The 25,067-nt window shown below is 64.5% G+C and carries 22 protein-coding genes; 12 read left to right on the top strand and 10 right to left on the bottom strand.

What is annotated here, in order from left to right:
* The first annotated feature begins 8 nt into the window (after positions 1-8).
* Complete coding sequence (locus GDN70_RS31580; protein ID WP_173015910.1) at positions 9-1,088, top strand: ATP-binding protein; 1,080 nt, start codon at positions 9-11, stop codon at positions 1,086-1,088.
* Complete coding sequence (locus GDN70_RS31585) at positions 1,088-3,478, top strand: hypothetical protein (protein ID WP_152103484.1); 2,391 nt, start codon at positions 1,088-1,090, stop codon at positions 3,476-3,478. The genes GDN70_RS31580 and GDN70_RS31585 overlap by 1 nt, the downstream gene beginning before the upstream one ends.
* A 38-nt stretch (positions 3,479-3,516) precedes the next feature.
* Here GDN70_RS31585 and GDN70_RS31590 read toward each other — a convergent pair whose 3' ends face one another.
* The 3 genes from GDN70_RS31590 to GDN70_RS31600 all read right to left on the bottom strand — a co-directional run bounded on the left by GDN70_RS31590 (position 3,517) and on the right by GDN70_RS31600 (position 8,874).
* Positions 3,517-4,257, bottom strand: coding sequence for a hypothetical protein (locus tag GDN70_RS31590; RefSeq protein WP_152103485.1), 741 nt, complete (start codon positions 4,255-4,257; stop codon positions 3,517-3,519).
* Positions 4,258-4,660: 403 nt separating this feature from the next.
* The gene (locus tag GDN70_RS31595) at positions 4,661-7,771 is read right to left on the bottom strand and encodes an efflux RND transporter permease subunit (protein ID WP_152103486.1); all 3,111 of its coding nucleotides are present in this window, start codon (positions 7,769-7,771) and stop codon (positions 4,661-4,663) included.
* Positions 7,768-8,874, bottom strand: coding sequence for an efflux RND transporter periplasmic adaptor subunit (locus GDN70_RS31600; RefSeq protein WP_152103487.1), 1,107 nt, complete (start codon positions 8,872-8,874; stop codon positions 7,768-7,770). Before GDN70_RS31600 ends, GDN70_RS31595 begins: the two co-directional genes overlap by 4 nt.
* Positions 8,875-9,070: 196 nt before the next feature.
* Between GDN70_RS31600 and GDN70_RS31605 the strand changes: the two genes are divergently transcribed.
* The 3 genes from GDN70_RS31605 to GDN70_RS31615 all read left to right on the top strand — a co-directional run bounded on the left by GDN70_RS31605 (position 9,071) and on the right by GDN70_RS31615 (position 10,996).
* Entirely contained in the window at positions 9,071-9,652 is a 582-nt protein-coding gene (locus GDN70_RS31605; RefSeq protein WP_152103488.1) for a TetR/AcrR family transcriptional regulator, read from the top strand.
* Between the two features lie 32 nt (positions 9,653-9,684).
* Entirely contained in the window at positions 9,685-10,536 is an 852-nt protein-coding gene (locus GDN70_RS31610; protein WP_152103489.1) for an alpha/beta fold hydrolase, read from the top strand.
* 91 nt (positions 10,537-10,627) lie between these two features.
* Positions 10,628-10,996, top strand: coding sequence for a rhodanese-like domain-containing protein (locus GDN70_RS31615; protein WP_152103764.1), 369 nt, complete (start codon positions 10,628-10,630; stop codon positions 10,994-10,996).
* Positions 10,997-11,070: 74 nt separating this feature from the next.
* On the opposite strand, the gene GDN70_RS31620 is transcribed toward GDN70_RS31615, so the two are convergent.
* Positions 11,071-12,033 carry a helix-turn-helix domain-containing protein gene (locus tag GDN70_RS31620; protein WP_095425558.1) on the bottom strand — a complete coding sequence of 321 codons (963 nt, stop codon included), beginning with the start codon at positions 12,031-12,033 and terminating at the stop codon, positions 11,071-11,073.
* 241 nt (positions 12,034-12,274) lie between these two features.
* Here GDN70_RS31620 and GDN70_RS31625 point away from each other — a divergent pair, with 241 nt between their 5' ends.
* From GDN70_RS31625 to GDN70_RS31645, 5 genes are all read left to right on the top strand, one after another.
* Positions 12,275-13,246, top strand: coding sequence for an ABC transporter permease (locus GDN70_RS31625; RefSeq protein ID WP_028142253.1), 972 nt, complete (start codon positions 12,275-12,277; stop codon positions 13,244-13,246).
* 40 nt (positions 13,247-13,286) lie between these two features.
* Entirely contained in the window at positions 13,287-14,303 is a 1,017-nt protein-coding gene (locus GDN70_RS31630) for a sugar ABC transporter substrate-binding protein (protein ID WP_028142252.1), read from the top strand.
* A gap of 77 nt (positions 14,304-14,380) precedes the next feature.
* Positions 14,381-16,498, top strand: coding sequence for an SMP-30/gluconolactonase/LRE family protein (locus GDN70_RS31635; RefSeq protein ID WP_028142251.1), 2,118 nt, complete (start codon positions 14,381-14,383; stop codon positions 16,496-16,498).
* On the top strand, positions 16,495-17,589 hold the full coding sequence (locus GDN70_RS31640; RefSeq protein ID WP_049806644.1) for a hypothetical protein: 1,095 nt from the start codon (positions 16,495-16,497) through the stop codon (positions 17,587-17,589). The genes GDN70_RS31635 and GDN70_RS31640 overlap by 4 nt, the downstream gene beginning before the upstream one ends.
* Positions 17,586-19,082, top strand: coding sequence for a sugar ABC transporter ATP-binding protein (locus GDN70_RS31645; protein ID WP_152103490.1), 1,497 nt, complete (start codon positions 17,586-17,588; stop codon positions 19,080-19,082). The genes GDN70_RS31640 and GDN70_RS31645 overlap by 4 nt, the downstream gene beginning before the upstream one ends.
* 44 nt (positions 19,083-19,126) lie before the next feature.
* Here GDN70_RS31645 and GDN70_RS31650 read toward each other — a convergent pair whose 3' ends face one another.
* A complete protein-coding gene (locus tag GDN70_RS31650) occupies positions 19,127-19,351 on the bottom strand; it encodes a hypothetical protein (RefSeq protein ID WP_240536433.1) in 225 nt (74 codons plus the stop codon).
* 435 nt (positions 19,352-19,786) lie between these two features.
* On the opposite strand from GDN70_RS31650, the gene GDN70_RS31655 reads away from it, so the two are divergent.
* Entirely contained in the window at positions 19,787-20,062 is a 276-nt protein-coding gene (locus GDN70_RS31655) for a hypothetical protein (protein ID WP_028142247.1), read from the top strand.
* Between the two features lie 12 nt (positions 20,063-20,074).
* Here the strand turns inward: GDN70_RS31655 and GDN70_RS31660 are convergent, their stop codons facing one another.
* A complete protein-coding gene (locus GDN70_RS31660; protein WP_028142246.1) occupies positions 20,075-20,869 on the bottom strand; it encodes an adenylate/guanylate cyclase domain-containing protein in 795 nt (264 codons plus the stop codon).
* 239 nt (positions 20,870-21,108) lie between these two features.
* On the opposite strand from GDN70_RS31660, the gene GDN70_RS31665 reads away from it, so the two are divergent.
* Positions 21,109-21,288 (top strand): hypothetical protein, encoded by a 180-nt coding sequence (locus GDN70_RS31665; protein ID WP_038949715.1) that lies wholly within the window; start codon positions 21,109-21,111, stop codon positions 21,286-21,288.
* 146 nt (positions 21,289-21,434) lie between these two features.
* Here the strand turns inward: GDN70_RS31665 and GDN70_RS31670 are convergent, their stop codons facing one another.
* The 4 genes from GDN70_RS31670 to GDN70_RS31685 form a co-directional block, all read right to left on the bottom strand.
* Complete coding sequence (locus GDN70_RS31670; RefSeq protein WP_038972043.1) at positions 21,435-22,628, bottom strand: adenylate/guanylate cyclase domain-containing protein; 1,194 nt, start codon at positions 22,626-22,628, stop codon at positions 21,435-21,437.
* 113 nt (positions 22,629-22,741) lie between these two features.
* Positions 22,742-23,326 carry a HutD family protein gene (locus GDN70_RS31675; RefSeq protein ID WP_152103491.1) on the bottom strand — a complete coding sequence of 195 codons (585 nt, stop codon included), beginning with the start codon at positions 23,324-23,326 and terminating at the stop codon, positions 22,742-22,744.
* Positions 23,301-24,149 (bottom strand): alpha/beta fold hydrolase, encoded by an 849-nt coding sequence (locus GDN70_RS31680; protein ID WP_063711748.1) that lies wholly within the window; start codon positions 24,147-24,149, stop codon positions 23,301-23,303. The genes GDN70_RS31675 and GDN70_RS31680 overlap by 26 nt, the downstream gene beginning before the upstream one ends.
* Before the next feature lie 104 nt (positions 24,150-24,253).
* Complete coding sequence (locus GDN70_RS31685) at positions 24,254-24,823, bottom strand: DUF2087 domain-containing protein (protein WP_028142242.1); 570 nt, start codon at positions 24,821-24,823, stop codon at positions 24,254-24,256.
* Positions 24,824-25,067 lie beyond the last annotated feature (244 nt).

Raw genomic sequence — 25,067 nt, forward strand, 5'->3', positions numbered from 1 at the left:
AGGCGACCATGAGCGAAAAACAGAAGAAATTCACCGAGGACGAGATCGCGGATCGCCAGGCGATCTTCGACGAGATCCACCTCAGGCATCCGCGTCTCGACGACATTCGGAAGTGCACGAAGGCGCTGATGGCGTCCACCAACAAGGTCTTGGCCCGCGACGAGCAGCGGAGGGCCGCCGCGAGAGGACGCCCGATCAAGTCGGGCGAACTATGGGTGCTGCCGATCATCGGGCCATCCGGCTCGATGAAGTCGACATCCATGTCGATCGTGATCGACGAGATCTACGCCGACAAGGAAACGCCCGAGGGCGATATCCCCGTGCTGATCGTCACCATGCGCGGGGTCAAAAGCCCCAAGGCATTCCAGGCGTCCATCCTGGAGCCCTTGGACCGCAAGCAGGCCTCCGAACTGCGCAAACAGACGAACGGATACCACGAGGACATCGTGAACGAGGCCATCCGCGTTCAGGCGCGGAAGTACAACACCCGCATCCTCGTCATCGACGAGGCCCACAGCATTCTGGCGTATGACGGCGGCAAGCTCGGTCCTCAGATGGCGCGCTGCATCCACGGCCTGGTCAACGAGGGGATCTTTTCCGTCATCTTGATGGGTACCGAAAAGGTCGAGCGTCTGTTCAAGATGGACGACGAACTGAAGTCGCGAAAAGTGCTCGACATGAAGGCGGACTTGTCGAGATTCGACGTCGCGAAGGCGGAGGACCGCGGCTACTTCTTCGGCTTCATCGACAGGCTCGAGAGCCAGATGGTTAAGGACGGCGTGGTCACCAGGAAGCTCGGTCTCGTCCATAGCGTCGAGGATCGCGCGAGACTCTTCGACATGGCGGAAGGCATTCTCGGGACCGTGTCGCGGATCCTGCGGCTGGCCATCCGTCGGGCGATGCAAAACGGTCGCGAATTCCTCGAGTGGAAGGACATCGAAGTCTGCTTCCAGACGTGGAACGGCTCCGACCAGACAGGCCAACGCGGAAAGAAGCCGAACCACGATCCGTTCAAGAACAACATCAGGCAGGAAACGCTGGACGCGGTCGCCTTGGACGCGAAGAAGAAGCAGAAGGAGCCCGCCTGATGAATTTCGCGGGGCACTTCCCGCCGAGCGGCCGCCGTATCGGAGTGCCGTATGCGGACGAAAGCCTTCTGGGCTTCGCCCATCGCTGCCTCAGTAAAACGGTCTTCAGACGGCTCGGGCGGGCCATGTCCGCCGCCGGACTCGCGCAGCAGCCGGAAACCCTGCCCATGATCGAGTTCGCGGACGAGGAGGCGCTCGCCTTCGCCGAGTTGCTCGATTGCGCGCCCGAGAGCGTTCGGGACAGGTCGTACCGGGCCGTTTCTTGGCGCGGCGCCAGGGCCGCCGCCATCGACTTCTTCGGCGTGAAGGTACGCAGGCACTATCGCGAGTGGTCGATCCGTCGGGTCTCTCCGAGAGCGCTATCGGTCGATCTCTATCATCGCGCCGTTTGGGACCTGCGGCCCTTTTGCTTCGACCCCCGGACCAGGGAAAGGTTGCTCGACGCCTGCCCAGTCTGTAGCGACAAGCTTGGCTGGAAGCAGGTCCACGCGCCTCAGCACTGCGAGAAGTGCTTCGATGGGCGCGGCTTCCATTGCGTCGACCTCAGGGACTATCCGCAGCCCCTGGTCGAGGTGGAAGACGTGGAGGCCCTCGACTTCGCCACCGGCCTGGTCGATCCGGACCCGGAGGTCAGGTCCGCCGTGCGGCGGCTTCTGCCGGCGCCCTGGCAGGACTTCCCGAACGACGAGATATTCGAGACCGTGATCGCGATGACCACGGGGCTGCGGAAGGATCCGTCGGTCGGTCATTTTGCGCTGGGTCGCGGTAGGACACTAGCCGATTTCGCGAGCTTGACGCCCGAGATGATCGCCCTTGCAGGCCGCGCCATCATTGGTGGCGACAAAGGGTTCGCGGCCCTCGCCGCGCGGTATCGCGTCGACGCCGACAAACGTCCCAGAGCCTACGGCAGCGAAAAGGAACTCGGGCAACTCGGTCGCCTGACCAGCGACGAAGATCTCTCGCCGGAGCTTCGGGAAGTGCTCAAGGTTCTGATCGAAACGGACATGGCCGCGAACGGCAATTTCCATCGCATCATGAAGCACAAGGTCGAAGGCCGCGATTTCCTTCCTATCTACCGGCTGGCGCGCGAGTTCGGCATCAACAAGCATCATATCGAACGCCTCGCCAGAAGCGGGCGCGTGCGGACACTCCGCGCAGAGGGGGCCGACCGTTCACCCGTGCAGATGAGCCGATCCGATCTTCTGCCGTTGGTGGAAGAGTTGAAGGACGCCACCTCGGTGTTCGGGGCCTCGAAGCGCCTGGGAATACCGCGACCGGTGCTGCAGAGTCTCGCCGACCGCGGCCTGGTCGTCCGCCTTACCGGCGCGGTAGTTGGCTTTCTCGAGGGCGAAGAAGGCTACTCGATCAAGTCGATCGAGCAGCTCCACGACCGGATCTGGAGCCGGGCGAAGCCGAAAGGATCGCGCACGACGGTCTCGCTGCCGTTCGCGGCGAGGTCTCTCGGCTCCGAGGTCGAGCTCCCCTGGGCCGCCATAGTCGCCGCCATAGCGGCCGGTGACGTGGAGGTCTTCGCTGGAGGCGACAAGCGCGGCACCATCCGTCAGAGCCTCGTCGTCGCCGACGTGAAGGCCTTTCTCGCCGGCGTCCGCAAGCACATGCGGCACGAAAGCATCTCGACCGACGAATGGATCTCCGCGAGCACGGCGGCCGAGATCCTGAAGATCAGCGATCCCCTCTTCTACCGGCTGGTCGGCAGACGCCCCGACGTGCTGAAGCCGGGGCGCGAAGGGGCGAAGCCCTATCGGCGGGTCGACGTCGAGGCTGTTGCGCGCAAATTGGTGTTCACGGCGGAAGTCGCCGAAAAGACCATGGAGACGCTGCGCGGCGTCAGAAAGCTGCTGGCCGGACTGGGGATCGAGCCTGTGGTCGCTCTCGAGGAGAACAAGGATTTTGCCTACGACCGCGGTGCGGTCGAGTCCGTCGTCGAGACCTTGCTCGAAACGCGCAGGAAACGGCTGGCCAAGCTTCCGGAACAGAGCGACGATCCTCGGGTGAAGCTCATCCGCGCCGTCTTCCGCGATGGCCGGCCTCCCCGTCTGGTCGCCGAGGAGCTCGGCGTCACGTTCCTGCAAGCCAAATGGTGGCTCGAGACCTGGAAATCGACGGGACAGACGGCGGCCAAGAAGGGGCGCGGGACTCGCCGCTATCCCTTCGACGATCACCTCGATTTCGTCCGTGCTCGGATCGATGCAAATCCGGACGTCACGCTTCGGGAGCTCACGGCCGCCTTGGCGACGCGCGGCTTCAAGTGCGGGCCTCACAGTCTGCAGGTCAATCTATCCCGTCATGGGATCGTGCTGAAGTCGGTGGTCGAAGCGCGCAGGAAGAACGGCCACGACAAGAACAAAATCAGTCATACGTCGGACTGATCGAGCGCGAAGCCGAGGCAATTTGGCTACGGGCGCGGTCAGGAAGTCGGATACATCTTGGCGTCCAGGGTGGCCTCGAGCCAGTCGAGGAGACCACGCAGCTCGTCCGCGCGCTCCATTCCTCCCAGTACCTCGTCCGCCTCGCGCGGCTTCCAAGCGGATCCGAACGCTTGTTCGCCATAGGACGTCATCTCCGCGACCAGAAAATCGGCGTCCTCGTCCAAGAGGCCGCTGGTCCGCGCCATCGCCGCCAGCTCGCCGAACGACTCCGGACGCCAGCCGTCCTTGAACTTGCTCGCGCCGTAGAGGTTCAGCAGTTCGTGCAGGCGCGGCGTCTTGCTCTCGATCAGGTTGCCGGCGAAGTTCGGCTCGATCCGGATCCCGACGGCTCTCGCCAGCTCATCGATCTCGTCGCGGCTGTCCGGATACGGGTTGGCGCCGGCGAACCCGACCGTGTAGGTCGGCGCGACTTGGCAAGCCGCCTGCCGCAAGCGAGCACCGGGGCCCGGGGCGGCCACGATGATGCTGCCCTGGATCGCGCCTTCGATCGGATCGACCACCGCGTACATGAACCAGCGATGGGGGGCGGGCCGGCCCGCGTTGTCGGCGCGCTCGGCAGCGAACTGAACATGGACCGGCGTCTTCGATGCACGATGGGCGAACTCGGCCTGCTCAGGCGTCGTGATCTCGACCCACCGCGGATCCCCGTGGCTCTTGGTGAGGATCGCGAAATTGAGCCGCTGAAACTCCTGCATCCGCGGCAGCACTCTGGTGTCCATGACCGGCCTCCCTCTGCTGGGAAGGGACCTTACGGGCCGGTCCGGCAAGGCGGAATCCTCGTCGCTAGAAAATCTGAAAAAACAACGAACTACGAAATCGAGTCGTTCTTATCGTCGAAATGGACGGATCGAGTCGTTCTTAAAGCCCAAATCGAGTCGGACTCAAAATGCGGGGTGGAGCGAAATCAAAGGCTTGCGCGAGTCGTTCTTAAAGTGGACCAACACTGCGGGCTACGCGCGGCACAGCCACGCAACGACCGAAGGGCGAACGGTCCGGCGTAGCTGGAGCAAAGCGGACGCGAAGACGGACTTCGGCCGCGAGCTTCGGCCCGGCAAGCCAGCGCCACACATCAAGAGCGAAGCGAGTGAAGGCTGCCGCGCCGCCGGCTGATCAGAGATAGCCCTACTCGGCAGCCATTGCTGTTCGCAACTCCGGTTTGTCCGTCGCGCTCACAGGGATCTCATCCGCAGTCGGCTTGATGCGGAACCAGGCGGCATACAGCGCAGGAAGGAAGAGCAGGATCAACACCGTGCCGACTGCCGTGCCGCCGATCAAGGTATAGGCCATCGATCCCCAGAAGACGGAGTGTGTGAGGGGGATGAACGCGAGTACGGCCGCAAGTGCGGTCAGGATCACGGGCCTCGTGCGTTGCACCGTGGCTTCGATGACGGCGTGGTAGTCGTCGAGGCCCGCCGCGCGGTTCTCCTTGATCTGTTCGGTCAGGATCAGGGTATTGCGCATCAGTATCCCGGCCAGTCCGATCAGTCCCAGAATCGCGTTGAATCCGAAGGGCTGGTTGAAGATCAGCAACGCAGGCACGACGCCGACGAGACCAAGCGGTGCGGTCAGCATGACGAGGGCCATCATCGAGAATGATCTGACCTGAAGCATGATGACGATCAGCGTTGCGGCGATCATGGCGGGAAAGACGGTCGCGAGCGCGTCATTGGCCTTCGTGGCCTCCTCGATCGAGCCGCCGGTCTCGATCCGATAGCCGGCCGGAAGCGATGCGATCAGCGGCTGGAGGGCTTTCACGATGTCCTTGGAGACCTCGGGAGGCTGCGTCGCCTCATTGATGTCCGAACGAATCGTGATGACCGGCGTGCGATCGCGGCGCTTCAGGATCGGCTCTTCGAGCTGGACTTCCGAATGGCCGATCTGGTCGAGCGGAATCAGACGGCCGTCTCGGCTCGTCAGTGAGAAGTCGGCCAACCGTGTCGGATCCAGCCGCTCACCGCCGGCGCTGCGCGCCACGATCGGGACATTGCGAATGTCCTCGCGGACCTGCGTGACGGCGATGCCAGTGAGGAGGAACTGGAGCTGCCGCCCGACTTCCGCCGGCGAGAGGCCGATGAGGTTCAGCCGATCCTGATCTGGAATGAAGCGGAGCACGGGTGTGCGATTGCCCCAATCCCGATTGGCTTGTCGCACGTCGGGAACGCCCCGCATGACCTCGACGGCTTTTTCAGAGAGCGCGTACAATTTCGCGGGATCGGGGCCCATCACCCGAAACTCCACCGGGAACGGCGTGTAGGGCCCGAAGACGAGCTGGGTGACGCGCACACGCGCTTCCCGGGCAAGGCCGTGTGATACCGCCTCCCGGAGCCGCTGCTTCAAAGCCTCGCGCGCCTCGGCGTCTGGCGTCAGCACGACGATCTTGGCAAAGGCCGGATCGGGGAGCTCCGGCGCCATCGCGAAGAAGAAGCGGGGCGCGCCCTGACCGACATAGCTGGTCACGATCTTCGCCTCAGGTTGATCATGCAGCCAGCGTTCGAGCTTCTCGACGGCGGCGGTCGTCGTCTCGATGCTGGTGCCTTCCGGCAGGCGAACCTCCACGAGGACCTCGGGGCGATCCGACGTCGGGAAAAACTGCTGCTTGACCGCGCCCATGCCGAGGCCGGACAGCGCGAAAGCGATCACGACGAGGCTGCAGGTCAGGAACTTGTGGCGCACGGCCAGGGTGATGATCCGCCGCAAGCGCCGGTAGTTCGGCGTGTCGTAGATCGCGTGGTGGCCGCCCTCGATAGGCTTGATCGCGGGCAGCATCTTGACACCAAGGTAAGGCGTGAAGATCACCGCGACGATCCAGGAGACGATGAGAGCGAACCCGACGACCCAGAAGATGTTGCCGGCATATTCGCCGGCGGTCGAGCGCGCGAACCCCACCGGCAGGAACCCCGCGATCGTCACGAGTGTGCCCGAGAGCATCGGCGCCGCAGTGTGGCTCCATGCGTAGGCCGCCGCACTGAGGCGGTCCATCCCCTCTTCCATTTTCACCACCATCACCTCGATGGCGATGATGGCATCGTCCACGAGCAGGCCAAGCGCGAGGATGAGAGCACCGAGCGTGATGCGATCGAAGAATCGGCCCGTTTCCAGCATGATGAGAAACACGACGGCCAGCGTCAGAGGGACTGCGGCGGCCACGACGATTCCCACGCGCCAGCCGAGGCTGAGCAGGCTGACCAGCAGCACCACAGCGAGCGCCATTGCGAATTTGATCATGAACTCGTCGACCGCGGAGGTGATGTTCACGGCCTGATCGGTCACCTTGTCGAGCGTCATCCCGAGCGGCAGTGTCCGCGCCAGGGCTGCGGACCTCTCTTCCAACGCCTTGCCGAGCGCCAGACCGTTCCAGCCCTCCTGCATCACTGCCGCGAGCATGATCGTGGGCTCGCCCTGGTGCCGGATGATGTAGGTGGGAGGATCCTCGTAGCCGCGACGAACCTCGGCGATGTCGGACAGCTTCAAGGTTCGTCCCGCAGCGACGATCGGCGTGTCGGCGATCGCCTGCACGCTGTCGTAACCGCCGTCGACCCGGATGAAGACCTGTGGCCCGCTCGTGTCGATCGAACCTGCCGGGGTCACCGTATTCTGCCGCTGCAAGGCGGCAACGATATCCTGTGCCGACACGCCGAGCGTTGCCAGCTTGGGATAGGAAAACTCCACGAAGATCTGCTCGGGACGTTCGCCGAAGATATTGATCTTCTTGACGCCGGGCACATGCAGCAGGTCCTGGCGGATCACCTCCGCCTTCCTGGCGAGCTCACGCATCGGCATGCCCTTCGCCTTGAGGGCGTAGAGCGCGAAGCTCACGTCCGAATATTCATCGTTGACGAAGGGGCCGAGCACGCCGGCCGGCAGCTTGCGGGCTTCATCTCCGAGCTTCTTGCGAGCCTGATAAAACTCTTCCTGGACCCTCGATGGCGGCGTGCTGTCCTTCAGCGTCACCGTCATGTACGCATAACCCGGCCGCGTGGTCGTCTCGACCCGGTCGTACCAGGTCAGCTCCTGAATCCGCTTCTCCAGGGGTTCGGCGACCTGGTCCTGCATCTCGCGTGCCGTCGCACCGGGCCATACCGTCGTGACCGTCAGGGTCTTGATGGTGAAGGACGGATCCTCGGCCCGTCCGAGCATGAAGAAGGCGTAGGCGCCTGCTGCCGCCAACAGCATGATGAAGAACAGGGTGACGGCCCGCTCGCGAACGGCGACCGCGGAAAGATTGAAGCTCATGATTTGCTCCCGCCGTCGGTGGCGGTCCTGACGCGGGCGCCCTCGTGCAGGAGGTGAGCGCCGAGGGACACAATCGGATCACTGGAGCTCGATCCAGAGATGACGGCCGCTTCGCTGGTCACGCGCAGAAGCTTGATGGGGCGAAAGTGTACGGTCGAGCTGCCGCTGTCGAACACCCAGACGCCCGTTGTCCTGCCGTCATCGAGCACGGCGCCCAGCGGCACCTGGACTTCCGGCTGACTGTCCTGGCTTGCGAGCCGAAGCGTGACTGTCGCGCCGAGCGGTGCTGCCGCCGCCTCGCCGCCGAGCACGTAGCGGGCCTCGTAAGTCCGGGTCTGCGCGTCGGCAGAGTTCGACAATTGGCGCAGATGCGCCGCGTAGCGGCGTCCATCGCTTCCATACAGGCTGGCCTCGGCGAACGAGCCGATCGCCGGCCGGATCGTTTCGGGAAGCGCCACCACGGCTTCGCGAGGCCCGGACTGCGCAAGCCGAACGACCGCCTGGCCGGCCGAGACCACTTGGCCGGGCTCGCCAAGCGTTTGGGTGACCGTGCCGTCCGCGTCTGCCACCAGGATGGAATAGGTCGCCTGGTTCTCGGCGACCCCTGCCTCGGCTTCGGCCGCGGCGAGCTGCGCCTTGGCTGTATCCGAGGCGGCCTTCGCCTGCTCGTAGCGCTGCTTGGACGTCCATCCGTCGTTGACCAGGTTGGCATATCGCCGCTCATCGGCATCCGTCTGCACGACTACCGCGCGAGCCGCGGCCACGGCGTTACGCTTCGCCGCAAGCGCAAGGCGGAGGTCGGTCTCGTCGATCCGCATGAGAGGCTGCCCGGCTTTGACCTGCTCGCCGACATTCACCAGCCGCTCGACGATCTTGCCGGCGACGCGAAAGCCGAGATTGCTCTCCACCCGCGCGCCGATGGTGCCTGTGAACCCGCGCTCGGAGCCGTTCACCCGCGCGGCCTTCACCAAGCTGACCATCGGCGGCTCCTGCCTCGGGTCGCTCACGGCAGAGGCCTTTGGGGTGAAAATGCCGAGACTGACGAATGTGGCCACCCCCGCCGGGATCATAATACCGGCCAAAACGGCAGTTCCCCTTTTCATGACAGTCTCCTGTGCGATTTAGATTTCGTTCGAACTCTATATCGAATTAGAGGTCGAACACAATCTAAATTTGGCGACCTGACGGGAACGTGATCTCAGGAAATCACCGGTCCAGCTGCAACTGCCCACTTGATAGATGTCATTCGACATCTATATTGGACATAGATTTCGGCTGAAATCCAAATGGAGGAGCACGATGCGCGTCAGTCGCGTTCAAGCCGCGGAGAACCGCCAAACCGTGATCAATGTGGCAAGTCGCCTCTTCAGGGATCGCGGCTTTGACGGCATTGGCCTCAAGGATCTGATGGAGGGGGCCGGGCTCACCCAGGGCGCCTTCTACAAGCAGTTCGCGTCCAAGGAGGACCTGGCGGTCGAGGCATCCAAGCGCGCGTTGGAGAGCGCTTCCGGCCGATGGTCGGACGCGGCCGCGCGCAATCCTGACGATCCGCTCAGCGCAGTGATCGGATTCTATCTCAGTGCAGATCATCGCGAAGAGAGAATGGACGGCTGTCCGATCGTGGCCCTCGGCGCGGACGCCGCCCGGCAGGGTCCCGACGTCAAGGCCGAGTTCGAAGCGGGCATCAAGACCCATCTCGACGTGCTCGGCCGCTTCATCACCAAGGACGGCGACCAGGGGTCCAGAGACAAGGCCATGGCCATTCTCGCGACGATGGTCGGCGCCGTGACGCTGGCGCGCGCGGTCAACGACACCGACCTCGCACGAGCCCTTCTGGATGCCGCAGCCGCGCTGGTCCGTGAAGCCGCCGCCGCCGCTTGAACGACCGCCCCCTCGAAACTTGGAGAGATCGGATGCTTGACGTGAGCGAAGCCGGGCCGAGTTTGCTCAAATTATCGGAGAGGCTCAGTGTGCGTTTTCACAAGACCGGCAGCGGGCCTCCGCTACTCCTCGTCCATACGATCCGGACGCAGCTCGAGTATTTCCGCAGCCTCGCGCCTCTCCTCGCCCGGTCGCACACGGTGTACGCCATCGATCTGCCCGGCCACGGACACTCACCGATCGATCCGGGCGCGAGCTTCAACGAGCCCTATTTCAGGCAGGCAGTCATACGCTTCATCGAGGCGCTAGACCTCTCGGATGTAACGCTCGTCGGCGAGTCGATCGGGGGCGCATTGGCTCTCACGGTGGCGGCCTCTCTCCCACACCAGGTGAAGCGGGTTTATGCAATCAACCCCTACGACTATGAAACCCGCTACGGGGACGGCATTCGACGCGGCAACTGGCTCGCGAACTTCATTATCGGAAGTCTGCAGATCCCGGTGCTCGGGGCGATCAACGCGTCGCTCGAAAACAAGATCGTTCTCGGCAAGATCATGGGTGGTGGATACCACGACCCGCGCAAGCTGCCGGCCGATCTGCTCGCCGAGTTCGACAAGGTGGCCCATCGCCCGGGATACAAGCTGGCCGCACGCAAGGTGTTGGCCGGATGGCGATCCTGGAGCCAGGCCCGCGACTATTATTGGCAGATCTCGGCGCCGGTGACGCTCATCTATGGCGACAGCGATTGGTCCCGGCCCGACGAGCGCGAGCGCACACGGTCTCTCATTCCCAACTCGCAGGTGGTGACGCTCAGGAATACCGGCCACTTCTCGGCTGTCGAGAATCCGTCGGAGCTGGCTCGCACGATATTGGGGGCAGAATGAGCGCATGATCAAACAGAGCATGCTCCTCCGACAGAAGGAGGCGAAGTGCGGCCAATATGCTATCCTCCCCGCCACCAACGGAGACAACCCAATGCCAACCAGCGTCAAGCAAATGCTCGAAGCCGCCAACGCGGCGGTGCCCAAAATCACGTCGGAACAGGCCACTGACATGATCAAGAACGGCAACACGCTGGTCGTCGACGTGCGCGATGCGCCGGAGGTGGCGGCCAGTGGCAAGATCGCAGGGGCCGTGAATGTCTCGCGGGGGATGCTGGAGTTTCGCGCGGATCCGGAGTTGCCCTCCCACGACAAGGCGTTCGACAAGGGCAAGAGCGTCATTCTCTACTGCGCGTCCGGCGGCCGGTCGGCGCTGGCCGGCAAGTTGCTGAAGGATTTGGGCTACGAGAAGGTCTACAACCTCGGCGGCTTCAAGGACTGGACGGGCGCCGTCGAGAAATAGGACGCGCGGGCCGGTCTGCAGGGGCTCGTTGCCGCCGAACGTCATCGCCGGCGGCTCGGCGCGCGATCCCCGCTCTAGTCGATCGACGTCATCTGCCGCCGGCGCAGCTCGGACGGGCTGTGGCCGAACTTCCGGCGAAACACCGTGCTGAAGTGCGACGAGCTGCTGAAGCCGAGGCGATAGGCGATCTCGGTCACCGACAGCGCGCGCAGCTCCGGGCGCATCAGCGCGTCGTAGCAACGCTGCAGGCGGCGGTTCAGGATCCATTCGGACACCGACATCTCGGTCGAACGAAACAGGTAATGCAGATGCCGGAGCGAGACGCCGTTGTTCCTGGCAATCTTCTCCAGCGACAGATCCGGATCGGTCAGATGCTCCTCGATCCAGCCCTTGACCGAGCGCAGGCGCGCGTTCCGCGCCGTCGCGTCTTCCGAGAACTCGTCCTTGTCGCCCATGTCCAGCGCGAGCGCCAGCACGTCCATCAGCTCATGACCAAGCCGGGTTCGCGCCGTCTCCTCCAGGCTCGAGGCCTCCGATGCCAGCAGCGCGCAGAATTCGGCGGCGATCCGCCCCAAGCCCCGTCCCGTCGCAATTGTCGCCGCCGACGGCATCTTTCCTTCGGCGAAGCGCGACGAAAATTCCTTGCGCGGGATCTCCAGATACAACGACCGGAATTGGTTCGAGCATTCGAGATCGTAGGCGTCGGACGCCGAGAAGATCGCACCAACGCCCGGGCTGGTCACCAGGGTCTGGCCGGCCTGGAGCACGTCCATGCTGCCCTGTTGCAGAAACTGGACGTAGTAACAATCCTTGTCGAGCTTTGCGATGTGCCGGTCGCGCCGCGATATCCGCTGCTCCGACAGGAAGACGTCGCTCATCGTGACCGAGCCAAATTGCGCCTCGCGGATAAAGCCCTGGTAGTCGGCCGGCTTCACCGCGTTCACGTCGACATGAACATAGTGGTCGCAGATCGCATCTTGCCAGGCTGCGAAGCGCTTGGCGGGGTCTAGCTCCTCGGTCGTAAACACGAGATCCATGGTGGCCCGTTGCAGCGAGGTCTGGCTGTGCAGCGCACAAAAGTTGCCGGCCGATCTTAGGTTCCTGTCAGCTTCGCGCAAGACTCTTTGCGCGCCAACGCAAAAGGTTTGCGCGTTCAAGCAAGCCGCCTTGAGGCTCCTCGCTTATCAAGCGCAAAACAAATCTTGGGACGGGGGGAGGCAAGCGCGCGCCGAGACGGCGATCCCGCACGCGCGATGCCGATCCCAGGGATGGCAAGCGATGAAGCGCGTTCGGATCAGCCAACAGGAGATCGTGTTTGCGGTCTTCGCCGCACTTTTCCTGACCTTCTCGGTCTTCCTCAGCGGCTTTCTCTCCGCAGACAACATGCTGACATTGCTGCAGAACGTGGCGGTGCTCGGCATCCTTGGCCTCGCCATGGCAATCGTCGTGATCGGCCGCGGCATCGACCTGTCGCTGATCGCCGCACTCGCGGTCCCCGGCGGCCTCGTGCTGCAGATGGTGCAGAATGGGCATTCGCTGCCGGCCTCGCTGCTCGCCGCCGGCCTGCTGTCGATCGCGATCGGGCTCGTCAACGGCTGGCTCATCGCCTATGCGGAAGTGCCGCCCTTGTTCGCGACGCTGGCGACCGGCCTGTTCGTCGCTGGTCTCGGCCAGGCCGCCCTCTTCCAGCTCGACGTCGTGCAATGGAGCGACGGCATGGCCGGGTTCGAGCGGCTCGGCCAGGGCAGCATCCTCGGCATCCCCACCTCGATCGTCATGTTCGCGATCGCCTGCGTCGTGGTTTTCATCCTGCTGCGCAAGACGCGCTGGGGCGCCTACATCTACGCGATCGGCGACAACCCGTTCGCCGCGCGCGTGACCGGCATCCCGTCGCGGCCCATCATCGTGCTGCAATACGTCCTTGCGGCGCTGATCGGCTGCTTTGCCGGCCTCGTGCTGGCGGCGTCCGTCAACTCCATGCCGACCAGGATCTTCAATTCGACGCTGATCTACGACGTCATCCTCGTCGTCGTGCTCGGGGGCATCGGCCTGTCGGGCGGACGCGGCGGGGTCGTCAACGTCATCATCGGCACGCTCCTAATCGGAACGATGCTGAACGGAATGACGATCCTCAACGTCCCCTATGCCGGCCAGAACCTCATCAAGGGCCTCGTGCTCCTGGTCGCGGTCATCACGGACACGCTGCTCAACCCACGAAACGAAGAAACGGCCCAACAGGGCGACATCTGATCTGCCTGAAAAAAACGCGTATCCAACAAGGAGGAAGACAATGGCCTGCGTTCATAAATTCGCGCTTGGAAGCATCGCCGCATTGGCGCTTTCAGCCGGCGCCGCTCCGGCCCTTGCCCAGCAGGGCCTCGACGAGCCGTTCCAGAAGCCTTTCCGCGAAGCGCTCGCCGGCAAGACCGTCGCCTACGTGCCGGTGGCGATGAACTTCGACCTGACCGAAGGCTGGTACGCCGGCCTCAAGAAGGAGCTCGAGCCGTTCGGCGTCAAGTTCGTGATTCGCGATCCCAACTGGAATACGAACGCCGGCGCGCAAGCCGTCACCTCGCTGATCTCGGAGAAGCCGGCGGTGATGGTGATCCACAATCCCGACGTCCAGACCTACGCCAAGCTGCTGCAGCGCGCCGAGAACGAAGGCATCTACGTCATCCAGATCAACATGGGCTCGGCCTATCGCAGCTCGGCCTTCGTCGGTGCCAACTGGATCGAGATCGGCGAGCGCCAGACCGAAGGCGTGGTGAAGGCCTGCCAGGGCAAATCGAACAAGATCGCCATCATCCAGGGCGCGCTCTCGGCGGCGGCCAGCGCCTACACGCTCAAGGGCGTCGAGAACATTCTCGCCAAGCATCCCGAGATCAAGGTCGTCTCCAGCCAGGCCGCCGATTGGGATGCCGCCAAGGCCAAGGCAATCACCCAGACGGTGCTGAAGCAGAACCCTGACCTCTGCGGCATCGTCGGCTTCTGGGACGGCATGGACATCGGCACCGCCGCCGCGATCAAGGAAGCCGGCCTGACCGGCAAGGTGTTCCTGGCGACCTCGGGCGGCGGCGAGCGCAAGGGTGCGTGCGAGCTCGTGAAGAACGGCTCGTTCGATCTCAACATGAGCTACGACGTCCCGACGCAGGCCGCGCAGATGGCCGGCACGATCAAATGGCTGTTGTCGTCGGGCGCCAAGCCGGGTTCGGTCAAGGGCTCCGAATACACGACGCTGATCCCGATCACGAAAGAAAACGCCGACACCCAGACGGCGTGCTGGAATCTCTCCGATCTCAAGAAGTGATCGCACACTAAAGCTGCGCGTTCCGTCGCTCCGGGTGCGGAACGCGCAACCTTGCTCATGGAATCAGCGGAAGGCAGATGCGCGAGACACTGACGAGGCTCCGATATCGCTACTGGCCGGACCATCTCCTCGGCGAGATCCTGTCCAAACGCTGGACCGAAACCGCCATCCCGGTGATCCTGCTGCTGATCGTCGGCTTCGCGCTCAGCCGCTCGCTCGAGCATTTCCTGTCCCCATCGAGCCTCGCCGACACGGCGCGGCAGGCCGGCGAGATCGGCTTCATCGGTCTCGGCATGGCGCTGGTCGTCATCGTCGGCGGCATTGATCTCTCGGTCGGCTCGATCTTCGCCCTGACGGATTTCTGCGCGCTCTATCTGCTCGACGTGCTCAACTGGCCGGTCCCCGCCGTGGTGGTCGTCACCATGATCGTCGGAGGGCTGCTCGGCGCGGTGAACGGCGTGCTGATCGGCTATCTCAGGCTCCGCGCCTTCATCACCACGCTGATCACGCTGATCATCTATCGCTCGGCCTACGATCTGCTGATCCAGCGCTATTCCAACGCCATCGCGTCGGCTTTCCCGGACATTCCGTCCTGGGATTTCATCGGCGGCGGCAGCGTTTTCGGCATTCCCAGCGTCGCGCTGGTCTACATCGTCATCGCGATCTTCGGCCACGTCTTCCTGACGCGGCTGCGGCCGGGCTGGCACATCACCGCGATCGGCGGCTCGCGGCGCTCGGCCTACAATTCCGGCATTCCGGTCCGCCGCACAATCGCGCTCTGCTACGTCGCGAGCGGCGTGCTGACCAGCATCGGCGCGCTGTTCTTCGCGGCCCGGCTCGGCACGGTCGGCGGCGATATCGGCGTCGGCCTCGAGGTGATCGTGCTGACGGCAACCGTGCTCGGCGGCATCACGCTCGGCGGCGGCAAGGGGTCGGTCGTCAAATCGATGGTCGGCGTGCTCGTCGTCCTGCTCGTCACCAACGGCCTGACCGCCATGAATGCGCGCGGCGGCGTCAACCGCATGGCGCTGGCGACGATCCTGCTGGCGGCGGCGATGGTCGACATCCGTTGGCAGAAGAATCGCACCCGCATCATCAGCAAGGTCTATGTCGCCCCGACCTATCACGCGCTGCCGCCACCGCCGCCGACCGAGATCGGCAGCGGTGGGCCGTTCGAGCAGAACGACAAGCTGCGTGACGTCTCGCTGATCGGGCTCGGCCGGATCGAGGCGCCCGAGGACGTCATTCTCGACCGCAACGACGTGCTCTACGCGGGATCGCGGCACGGCGACATCATCCGCTTCTTTCCGCCCGATTACGAGCGGATGGAAGTGTTCGCACATATCGGCGGCCAGCCGCTCGGCATGGCGTTCGACAAAGAGGACAACCTCTATGTCTGCATCGGCGGCATGGGCCTCTATCGCATCAAGCCGGACGGCACCGTGGAGAAAGCCACCGACGAGACCAACCGCAGCATCTACTCCGTGAACGACGACAGCCGTCTCCGGCTTGCCGACGATCTCGACATCACAGACGACGGGTTGATCTTCTTCTCCGAAGCCACCGTCCGCTACGAGATGGACGAATGGCCAGTCGACGGGCTGGAAGCGCGCGGCAACGGCCGCATCATCTGCTACGACACCAAGACCGGCACCACCCACACCGCGCTGCGCGGGCTCAAATTCCCGAACGGCGTCGCAGTCGCCAGCGACGGGCAATCCATCCTGTTCGCGGAGACGTTCGGCTGCTCGATCAAGCGCTACTGGTTCGCAGGTCCCAAGAAGGGCAACGTCGAGACCGTCATGGACAATCTGCCGGGCTATCCCGACAACATCAACCTTGCCTCGGACGGCAATTACTGGCTGGCGCTGGTCGGCATGCGCAGTCCGTCACTGGATCTCGCCTGGAAGATGCCGAGCTTCCGCCGGCGCATGGCCAAGCGCGTGCCGGTCGACGAATGGCTGTTTCCGAACATCAACACCGGCTGCGTCGTCAAGTTCAACGAGCAGGGCAAGATCCTGGAATCGTTCTGGGACCTCAAGGGCCTCAACCACCCCATGATCACCTCGATGCGGGAGCATCGCGGCTATCTCTATCTCGGCGGCATCGCCAACAACCGGATCGGCCGCTTCAAGCTCGACAATGCCGATCCCGACTTCGTTCAGTACGACAAGCGCTGGGGGAAGCCGTCGTGATCGTCGCTATCAGAGAATTCGCCAACCGCTTCCTCGGCCGTGGCGAGGCGGCTATCACCGTGCCGTCGTTCGACGGGGCGTTGAAGCCCAACCAGGCGCTCGAGCAGGCGGAGATCCTGCTCGAATGCGACGCGCCGGAGGATCTCGCCCCGGACGGCACCTCGCTGCTCATCGCCGATGGCGCGCGGCTGACGCGTTTGACCGGAAACTCTACAACGACGGTTCGCAGCTTCGAGCGGCCGATCTCCGCGCTGGCGTCCTTGCCCGGTGGTGGCCTTGCCGTCGCGCTCGGCGGCATGGAGGTCCGGCTCTACGACAACGCCACGGCCGAGACACCCAGGGCCGCCTTTACGCAGGGGCTGCACGCCGTCAATGCGCTGGCGCCCGCGGCCGACGGGAGGTTGATCGCAACCGATGGATCGTCGTTGCACGATGTCGGCGACTGGGCGCGCGATCTGATGGAGCTCGGCAGGACCGGCCGGCTGCTGCGGCTCGATCCGAAGACGGGCGCGATCAGCGAGCTTGCCGGCGGATTGGGCTACGCTTTCGGCGCCATCACAAGCAACGGCGCCGTACTCGTCAGCGAAAGCTGGCGGCATCGCCTGGTCTCGATCGCACCGGACGGAAGCCGCAAGGATCTGCTGCGGCACCTGCCCGTCTACCCATCCCGGCTTTCTCCAGCGAGCGGCGGCGGCTTCTGGCTCACCGCGTTCACCGCGCGCACCCAACTGGTCGAGTTCGTGCTGCGCGAGCCCGCCTATCGCCGCCGCATGATCGCGGAGATCGACCCGGAGTTCTGGGTGGCGCCGCGTCTGCGCTCGGGCCACTCCTTCAAGGAGCCGCTGCAGGGCGCCCACATCAAGACCATGGGCGTGATGAAGCCCTGGGCGCCGCCGCGGTCGTATGGTCTCGTCATCCGGCTCGGAGCCGACGGCTTTCCACGCTACTCGCTCCACAGCCGGGCCGACGGCGTCAACCACGGCATCGTGTCCGCCGTCGAAGTCGGCAACGACCTCGTGATGATTGCCAAGGGCCCCGGGCGCGTCATCAAGCTGCCGCTGGCATCCCTCGGCGAGGAGGCCCGCGCATGAACGACCTCGTCCTGTCGCTGTCGAAGGCGACCAAGCTCTACGCCGGCGTGCCCGCCATCGACGGCGTCGATTTCGAGCTTCGGCGCGGCGAAATCCACGCCCTGGTCGGCGAAAACGGCGCGGGAAAATCGACGCTGACCAAGGTCATGGCCGGCGTCGTGACGCTGACGTCCGGCGGCATGATTGTCGACGGCGTCGACGTCACTCCGAGGACTCCGCTGGAGGCGCGCAACCTCGGCATCGCCATGGTGTTCCAGGAGAACAGCCTGGTGCCGACGATGACGGTGGCGCAGAACCTGTTTCTCGGTCAGGAGAAGTTCTACAATCGCCTGCGCGGCATCTACATCGCGGCCCAGCAATTCCTGCAATCGCTCAACTTCGACGTGACGCCCACCGCGACGGTCGGCGGATTAGGAGCGGCCAAGAAGCAGATGGTCGAGATCGCACGTGCGGTCCTGCACAAGGCCAAGGTGATCATCTTCGACGAGCCGACAGCGACGCTGACGCCGGAGGAGAAGAAGTACTTCTTCGACCTGGTCAAGGACCTGAAGAAGCGCGGGGTCTCCATCATCTTCATCTCGCACGCCCTCGAAGAGGCGCTGCTGCTCGCCGACCGCATCACGGTGCTGCGCGACGGCAGGCATGTCGTGACCGACGACGCTTCCCGCTTCGACCGGGCGCGCATCGTCCAGGCGATGGTGGGGCGGGATCTCTCAAACACGCTCTATGGCGCGCGCAAGGCGACGGTCCGCGCCTCGGGCAAGCGGGTGCTGACGGTGCAGAACCTGAAGATGGCGCCGATGGTGAAGAATAATTCGCTGTCGGTGTTCGCCGGCCAAATCACCGGCGTCTTCGGTCTTGTGGGCGCGGGACGCACCGAGACGTTCAAGATCGTCGCAGGCATCATGAAGCGCGACTTCTTCCACGGCGGCGAGGTGATCCTCGAGGACAAGCGGGTACGCTACCGCGTCCCCGCCCCGGCGGTGCAGGCCGGCATCGCCTACGTGACGGAAGACCGCAAGGTCGAAGGATTTTTCGAGACCGCATCCATTGCGCGCAACATCTATCTCGGCCTGCTCGCCAAGTTTCCCAAGGGACGCGCCTGGCTGTCACGACGCGAAGGCGCGGCGACCGGAAAGTCCTGGATCGAACGGCTCAAGGTGCGCGCCATCGGCGACGAGGCCAAGGTCGTCGAATTGTCCGGCGGCAACCAGCAGAAGGTCGTGATCGCCAAATCGCTGATCCAGGATCCGGACCTGATCATATTCGACGAACCGACGCGGGGCGTCGATGTCGGAGCCATCGTCGAGATTCACGAGCTGATCAATTCGCTGGCCGACAAGGGCAAGGCGGTGGTCGTGATCTCCTCCTACCTGCCCGAGATCATGGCGCTGTCGGACCGCATCCTGGTTTGCAGGCAAGGCAAGGTCGTCGAGGAGTTTTCCGCGCTGGAGGCGACCGAGGAATCCATCATGTACGCGGCGATCCATTGACGGTTGCCCTTCCGCCACGTCGCTGCACAATCAACGCGGACGGATCAGGCGGAACGCGACATCGAGGCGGGCTGCGCGCTTCGCTCGCCCAGCAGCTTGCCGGTGGTGCTGTTGACGAAGTGCAGCGACATGCAGGCCGGGCACCTCACGGACACATAGCTGTCCGCCGGCTCGGAACTCTCGGGCCGCTCGTCATCGATCCGATGCTGGACGTTTATGCCGGTGCGCGGGCACCTGAAGAGAATCTGGCGCTGCATGTCGTTATTCATGCGCCCGAACCGCGGCCGGCGAAATTGCGGATGATTCCTTAGGGGCCCTCCCTGTGTTTGAGATGGGTCAATGCAAAGGCCCTGCTCACGCCTATGCTCTGCATGACATCGGCCGCGCTCCTGCTCCGGTGCCGAACGAAGCGGAGCCCGGACTCCTAGGCACTCCGGGCACCGCTTCGCAAGACGGGGACCGACCGACCGCGACCAGGAGCCGGCTCCGGACGAGCGGCTTCGCCGACGGGTTCGATGGAACCAGGGCAAAAGCCGCGGGTTGAATGCAGCCCTGGACGAACACGCGATCGGCCTCGGTGCTTCCAAGGAAGCCGGGGTGGATTGACGTCGCCCTTGTCGCCTGACCGGACCGACACGGCCGTACGGTACCCCCGCCGCCGGAAACAGGCCACCATCGGGACCGCCACGATCAGGAGAGCAGCCATGATATCCGCCAACGTCGACGATCTGACCGCAGTGGTACGCTACGCGCTCGAAACCACCCGTGCGACCACGGTCTGCCCTTTCCACGATGAGGTGATCGTTCGCGTCGGCGACGACGCCGCCGAGAGCCACGCCTACGAACGCGCCAAGCGAATCCTCAGGAGCGACGGCACGGCCTTCGAGGCAGACGCTCTCAGGGAAGAGATCGGCCACCAACTCGCCGCCGCCGCGGACGGACGATGCCCCAAATGCGACCGGACCGATCCGAACAGATAGGCCTCAATCCCTTCAATCCTCCACCCGAAACAGCCGCCACCGCTCCGGCACGCCCTTGAGCTGATGCACGCCGTGATCCCTGAAGCGGATCTCCGACTGCGCCATCAGGTCCTTGACCGCGCTCGAGACCAGGACTTCGCCGGCGCGCGCTTTGGCGGCGACGCGCGTGCCGATGTGAAACGCGAGACCGACCATCTCGCCCCCGCTCACACTGTACTCGCCCGCATGCAGCCCGACCCTGATGTCGAGCCCCAGCGTGCGCACGGCCTTTTGAATCGCGGTCGCGCAGCGGACGCCGGAAGCCGGCGCCTTGAATGTCGCCAGCACGCCGTCGCCGGTCGTCACCACTTCCTTGCCACGCGTACTCTTCAGCTCCTTGCGCACGGCCGCGTAATAGTGGCCCATGACCTTGGTCCAACGCGCATCGCCGAGCTTTGCCGCCTTTTCGGTGGAGCGGACGATATCGACGATCAGGATGGTGGCGAGTGCCTGCTTGAGTTCCGCGCTCCGCTCGGCGGATCGGCGCCGGAGCGCGATCGGCCCGGCCAGCGGCTCGTAGCGGTGGCTGCGGCGCCGGGCGATGGCGGCTTTGGCGTAGTCCTGGGCGCGCTGCGTCGTGCCGCAGCGAACTGTCTTCTCCTGCGGCAATCGCGTCCAGTAGACCCTTCGTCCATCACCGGCGCCCTGCACCTCAACGGCACCCCACTTCAGGAACACCGCCGAGCCGACGCGCCGAACGCACCACGCCTTCGACGTGTAGCCGGATACGTTGGACTGCAGGACTCCGATGCGAAGGAATTTGGGCATGAACGTGCGGCCGATTTGAAGGACCGTTTGGGCGTCTTCGGGGCGGAAGCCTATTCGTACAATCCTGCATCGGCAATAGGGGCTTCCCAAGACTGTCGGCGGCACCTGACACCGGGATCGTGCTGACAGTGCCAAAACGCGAGCCGCCCGTCCATTCGTCGGTCGAGAGTTTTCACTCGTCCAAGCAACGATCAGCCTTCAGACGTGTTCTTCCGACATCAGACACGGTGAGGCGCGCCATGAGCAAGGATGACGGACTGAAGCCTGACGACTTCCCGATCGAGGCCGACAAGGACAAGCTCAGGACACGCAAGGGCGAGCCCGTCGCCTCGGCGGAGTCGGAGCAGATTGCGGACCAGATCGCCGAACGTCTGAACGAGCACGCGCACCAGCAAGAGCAGGATCGCTGGTCCGCGTAGGCGTTACGGGGGTGCCACCCCAGGGCCTGGGCCTGCACCGGGTCTCACAGGTCCGGCGAATGGCGGCCTCGGCTCGACCTCCGCCCCCTGGACGAACCGCAAATAGATGCCGCCGCTGGGAATTCGTCCCGGGTGAGGCAGTCGCCCTACCCGTGATACGCGAACAGCTCGATCGGATCGCTGAAGCCGCGCACCTCGTGCTTGCCGACTTGCTCCAGCTCGAACTTCCGCTCCACCAGCTCCGCAAAGTCGCGTGACAGCAGCACCGTTCGACCGAGCTGCTTGGTAAGGGCTTCGAGGCGGGAGGCCATGTTGACGGCGGGACCGATCACGGTGAAGTCGAGCCGGCTGGTCGAGCCGATATTGCCGTACATGACATCGCCGACATGGACGCCAATACCGTAATTCAACGGCGCGCGGCTGGTCGCATTGTTCCGCTCGTTCAGCGCGGTCATGGCCTGACGAGCCTCGGTCACGGCGTGGAGCAGGTTCGCGCAGGCATCGGGCTCTTGAAGCGGGAAGATGGCGAGCAGGCCGTCGCCGATGAACTTCAGGATCTCGCCGCCGTGCCGCGCGATCGGCTCGGACATCGCGTCGAAATAATCGTTGAGCAGATCGATGACGTCGTCGCGCGGCCAATTGTCGGAGATCTTGGTGAAATCCCTGAGGTCACAGATCATGATCGCGGCGCGCACCGTCGTGCCGCTGCCGCGCCTGGTGGCGCCGGCGAGGATCAGCTGGCCGGCATGGGAGCCGACATAGGTCTCCAGCAGCGTGCGCGCCAGCCGGTTCTTGATGCGGATCTCACTGACCAGCGCCAGCACCGGCAGGAGCTTCTTGAGCGCGGCGATATGCGAATCCTCGAAGCCGCCCGGACGGTCGGTCGCGAAGGTGATGAGATGCCGCTTGCCGAGCGTGTGGTAGAGCGGCCAGGCCACATAGTCGGTCAGGCCCTTTTCGCGCATCTCGTCGTACAGGGCGTGCTTGCGGCCGAGCAAGGGATCGCGTTCGAGATTCTCGCGCACCTCGCTCGCGCCGTCCTGCATTTCATTGGCGGGGCTGCCGATGAATTCCGACCGCTCCCGGACGTCATAATCCACCCGCGCGATCTCCGCCTCGCGCATGCCGTCGGACCACATGAACCGGGCGCCAAGCCATTGCGGATGGTGGATCAGGACATGGAGCGTCGACCGCTTCAGCGGAATGCCCGCCTGCTGCAGACGGATGCACATGTCGGCGAAGATATTGTCGATGAAGCGCTCGTCGCGCGTGCCGTTGGTCAGCCAGTCGGCGACACCGTCGGCCTGCGTGGCGGGGGCGTGATTGTCTTGCGCGGTCATATCCTGCCCTTCACGGCGGTCTGCATCAGGGCAGATATCGTGCCCCGGCTCCGCCGCGTCAACCTAGCCAGTTGCATGGATTGTGCGCATCGGGCTGTCGGGGCTGTGCCCCCTTAACCGACGATCCGGATCGACCCCAGCACCACCGGACCCGAAACGAGCGCGAGCCTCGATGTCTCGGTCAATTCGATCCTGAGCGTGCCGTTGCCGGGGATGGCAAGATCCTCTCCATCGAGGCGAATGCGGCAATCGCCGTGCGGCGCGTAAACCAGATGCGTGCCGGCATGCAACGGTCGATCGCCGGCTTCCCTGAGCGCTTCGAGCTCGATCTCCGCCGCACCGCGCCGCGCCATCAGGTTAACGACCTCGACCGGCCCGGCCTGAAGCTCCGTCACGATCTCGAGCTCGCCGGTGAACCGCACGGTCGTAAAAGGTTCACGCTCGTCGAATTCCTGGCCGGGGGCCTTGAGCACCAGCCCGCGCCCACTAACCACCATTTGCAAGCGGTCGATGCCCGGCATGTGGGAGAAGGGACCGGGCGCCACGATCGGCGTGCTCGCAAAGCGCCAGAGCAGGCTGCTCCAATCCTTCACCCCAGCGTCAGCGCGATGTGCATCCGCGATATCGGTGAAGACGCCGCCGCCGTTCTTCCAGGGCGAGCGGGTGTAGTCTTCAGGTCTGAGCAATGTCGTCTTCATGGGGATCCTCGATGCGAAGAGGCTGCAGGGAAGCGCGTTCGTGTGCGTCCAGGAACGGCTCGGCCTCCTTGCGCACCACGTTCAGGTGCGTGAACAGCGCCACGTGGCCGCCGTCGGGGAGCGCCAGCAGCTTTGCCTGCGGGATCGCCCGGCAGACGTTCTCGGCATGTGAGAACGGCACGACATTGTCGGCGCGGCCGTGAACGATGAGCGCGGGTGCCGAGATCGATCCCTCGGGCAACTCCCCCAGCGCGGCAAACTGCGCGATGTCGTTGACGGTCCCCGGAAGCCGGGCGTGCAGATGCTCGAACACCGTCGACTGCAAGGCGCGGAACAGCGGCCCTGCCTCCGGATGTCCCAAGGTCCGTTCGCGCATGGCGTCATCGGGAATCGCGCGGCGCGCGGCAGCCTGCGGATTCCGTTCACTTCGCCACTTCAGGATGCGGGGCAATCCGGGAAGACGCGCAAGGTGGCGCATCATGCGCAGGCGCGCGGTGATCTCCGGCGGCGTTTGCAGTTTCCCCGTGCAGGCCGATACCAGCACGAGCGAGCGGCAGCGCGAGGGATGCCGTGCGGCGAATTGCAGTGCGGAGGGACCGCCGGCGGAGACCGCGACGACCGCCACGGTCGAAATCCCCAGCGCATCGAGCAGCGCGCCATAGACGTCAGCCTGGTCGTCGGGCGACGCGCCAAGCTCGAGGCGCGAGCCGAGATAGCCCGGGCGGGACACGGCCACCACCCGCTTGTCCCTGAGCGTCGCGGCGAGGGCGCGCGCCAGCAGCCACGACTGGTCGTGGCCGCCCATGCCGCCATGGATGGCCATGATAGCGGGCCCCTCGCCTGCGATTGCGCATTGGACTGTCCCGCGGGAGGTCCGCACCGAGACCGGAGCGGGCCCGGCGAGCGGCAATGCGTCCGGATTTGCGATCATGTCGCGGCTTCCGGTCGTCCGGATGCGCTGGCCTTGAGGTGGCGCAGAAGCGCTGCCGCCTCCGTCGGCGGCCGACGCTCGATCCTGCGATACGCGCGTCCGTCGGCCGTGCGGGAGACCAGGCCGTGATCGCACAGCGCGCGGCGGAGCAAGGCATCATCGGCGAAAGCGTGCTGACGGCTCAACAACGTCTTCACTTGCGCCTCGGCCAGACTGCACCGCGGCGGGAAGCCGGCCCACAACACCCAGAGGCTCAACTGCTGCAGGCTGTGGCGGGCCGGCCAGCGAAGCAGCCTGCCGTGGTCGTCGAAATGGCGCGCGGCGCGCTGCACGCGCTTCAGATCGACCGCATCGACTTGTGGTGCCGGCGTGCCGCGATCGTCCACGGCAGTGCCGACCGCACGCGCGCGGAAATGCTGATAGTTCCTGTGCCCCGTCGCACGTGCAAGAATGTTGAGGAGCTCGACGTGACCGGGCGGCGACGTACGCTCCAGAAGCTGGGCGCGCAGGGATTTCGCGAGCGCGGAAATGTCGCCCGCAACGAATTCAATGGGGGTTCTGGTCATGACCAATCCTCGATGTGCCGTTCCACAGATGGATTGTCGGAGGTCACCAGCTTACGACGCGGCACGAGGTTTGGTGTCGATTCGATTGAGCCTTGCAGGTTTAGCTTCCCTCGCGGGACGGTGACGCCTGGGTGAACTGCAGACCCGGCCGAACCCTTACTATAGACGCCCGGCAAGCTCAAGAGCCCCGCCCACCGGATGGGGCGCGGGTGCACGTGGTGCGCAGCGCAATCCGGACTACGTA

It is taken from the genome of Bradyrhizobium sp. TM102 (assembly GCF_009176685.1).
In the GTDB taxonomy this organism is placed as follows: domain Bacteria; phylum Pseudomonadota; class Alphaproteobacteria; order Rhizobiales; family Xanthobacteraceae; genus Bradyrhizobium; species Bradyrhizobium ottawaense.

Excerpts from the sequence above, each read along its gene's own strand:
- GDN70_RS31590 (WP_152103485.1), bottom strand. The coding sequence starts at position 4,257 with ATGGACACCAGAGTGCTGCCGCGGATGCAGGAGTTTCAGCGGCTCAAT.
- GDN70_RS31650 (WP_240536433.1), bottom strand. The coding sequence starts at position 19,351 with ATGAATAACGACATGCAGCGCCAGATTCTCTTCAGGTGCCCGCGCACC.
- GDN70_RS31615 (WP_152103764.1), top strand. The coding sequence starts at position 10,628 with ATGCCAACCAGCGTCAAGCAAATGCTCGAAGCCGCCAACGCGGCGGTG.
- GDN70_RS31600 (WP_152103487.1), bottom strand. The coding sequence starts at position 8,874 with ATGAAAAGGGGAACTGCCGTTTTGGCCGGTATTATGATCCCGGCGGGG.
- GDN70_RS31685 (WP_028142242.1), bottom strand. The coding sequence starts at position 24,823 with ATGACCAGAACCCCCATTGAATTCGTTGCGGGCGACATTTCCGCGCTC.
- GDN70_RS31625 (WP_028142253.1), top strand. The coding sequence starts at position 12,275 with ATGAAGCGCGTTCGGATCAGCCAACAGGAGATCGTGTTTGCGGTCTTC.
- GDN70_RS31630 (WP_028142252.1), top strand. The coding sequence starts at position 13,287 with ATGGCCTGCGTTCATAAATTCGCGCTTGGAAGCATCGCCGCATTGGCG.
- GDN70_RS31620 (WP_095425558.1), bottom strand. The coding sequence starts at position 12,033 with ATGGATCTCGTGTTTACGACCGAGGAGCTAGACCCCGCCAAGCGCTTC.
- GDN70_RS31680 (WP_063711748.1), bottom strand. The coding sequence starts at position 24,149 with ATGGCCATCCATGGCGGCATGGGCGGCCACGACCAGTCGTGGCTGCTG.
- GDN70_RS31605 (WP_152103488.1), top strand. The coding sequence starts at position 9,071 with ATGCGCGTCAGTCGCGTTCAAGCCGCGGAGAACCGCCAAACCGTGATC.
- GDN70_RS31670 (WP_038972043.1), bottom strand. The coding sequence starts at position 22,628 with ATGACCGCGCAAGACAATCACGCCCCCGCCACGCAGGCCGACGGTGTC.
- GDN70_RS31655 (WP_028142247.1), top strand. The coding sequence starts at position 19,787 with ATGATATCCGCCAACGTCGACGATCTGACCGCAGTGGTACGCTACGCG.
- GDN70_RS31665 (WP_038949715.1), top strand. The coding sequence starts at position 21,109 with ATGAGCAAGGATGACGGACTGAAGCCTGACGACTTCCCGATCGAGGCC.
- GDN70_RS31660 (WP_028142246.1), bottom strand. The coding sequence starts at position 20,869 with ATGCCCAAATTCCTTCGCATCGGAGTCCTGCAGTCCAACGTATCCGGC.
- GDN70_RS31580 (WP_173015910.1), top strand. The coding sequence starts at position 9 with ATGAGCGAAAAACAGAAGAAATTCACCGAGGACGAGATCGCGGATCGC.
- GDN70_RS31675 (WP_152103491.1), bottom strand. The coding sequence starts at position 23,326 with ATGAAGACGACATTGCTCAGACCTGAAGACTACACCCGCTCGCCCTGG.
- GDN70_RS31645 (WP_152103490.1), top strand. The coding sequence starts at position 17,586 with ATGAACGACCTCGTCCTGTCGCTGTCGAAGGCGACCAAGCTCTACGCC.
- GDN70_RS31610 (WP_152103489.1), top strand. The coding sequence starts at position 9,685 with ATGCTTGACGTGAGCGAAGCCGGGCCGAGTTTGCTCAAATTATCGGAG.
- GDN70_RS31595 (WP_152103486.1), bottom strand. The coding sequence starts at position 7,771 with ATGAGCTTCAATCTTTCCGCGGTCGCCGTTCGCGAGCGGGCCGTCACC.
- GDN70_RS31635 (WP_028142251.1), top strand. The coding sequence starts at position 14,381 with ATGCGCGAGACACTGACGAGGCTCCGATATCGCTACTGGCCGGACCAT.
- GDN70_RS31585 (WP_152103484.1), top strand. The coding sequence starts at position 1,088 with ATGAATTTCGCGGGGCACTTCCCGCCGAGCGGCCGCCGTATCGGAGTG.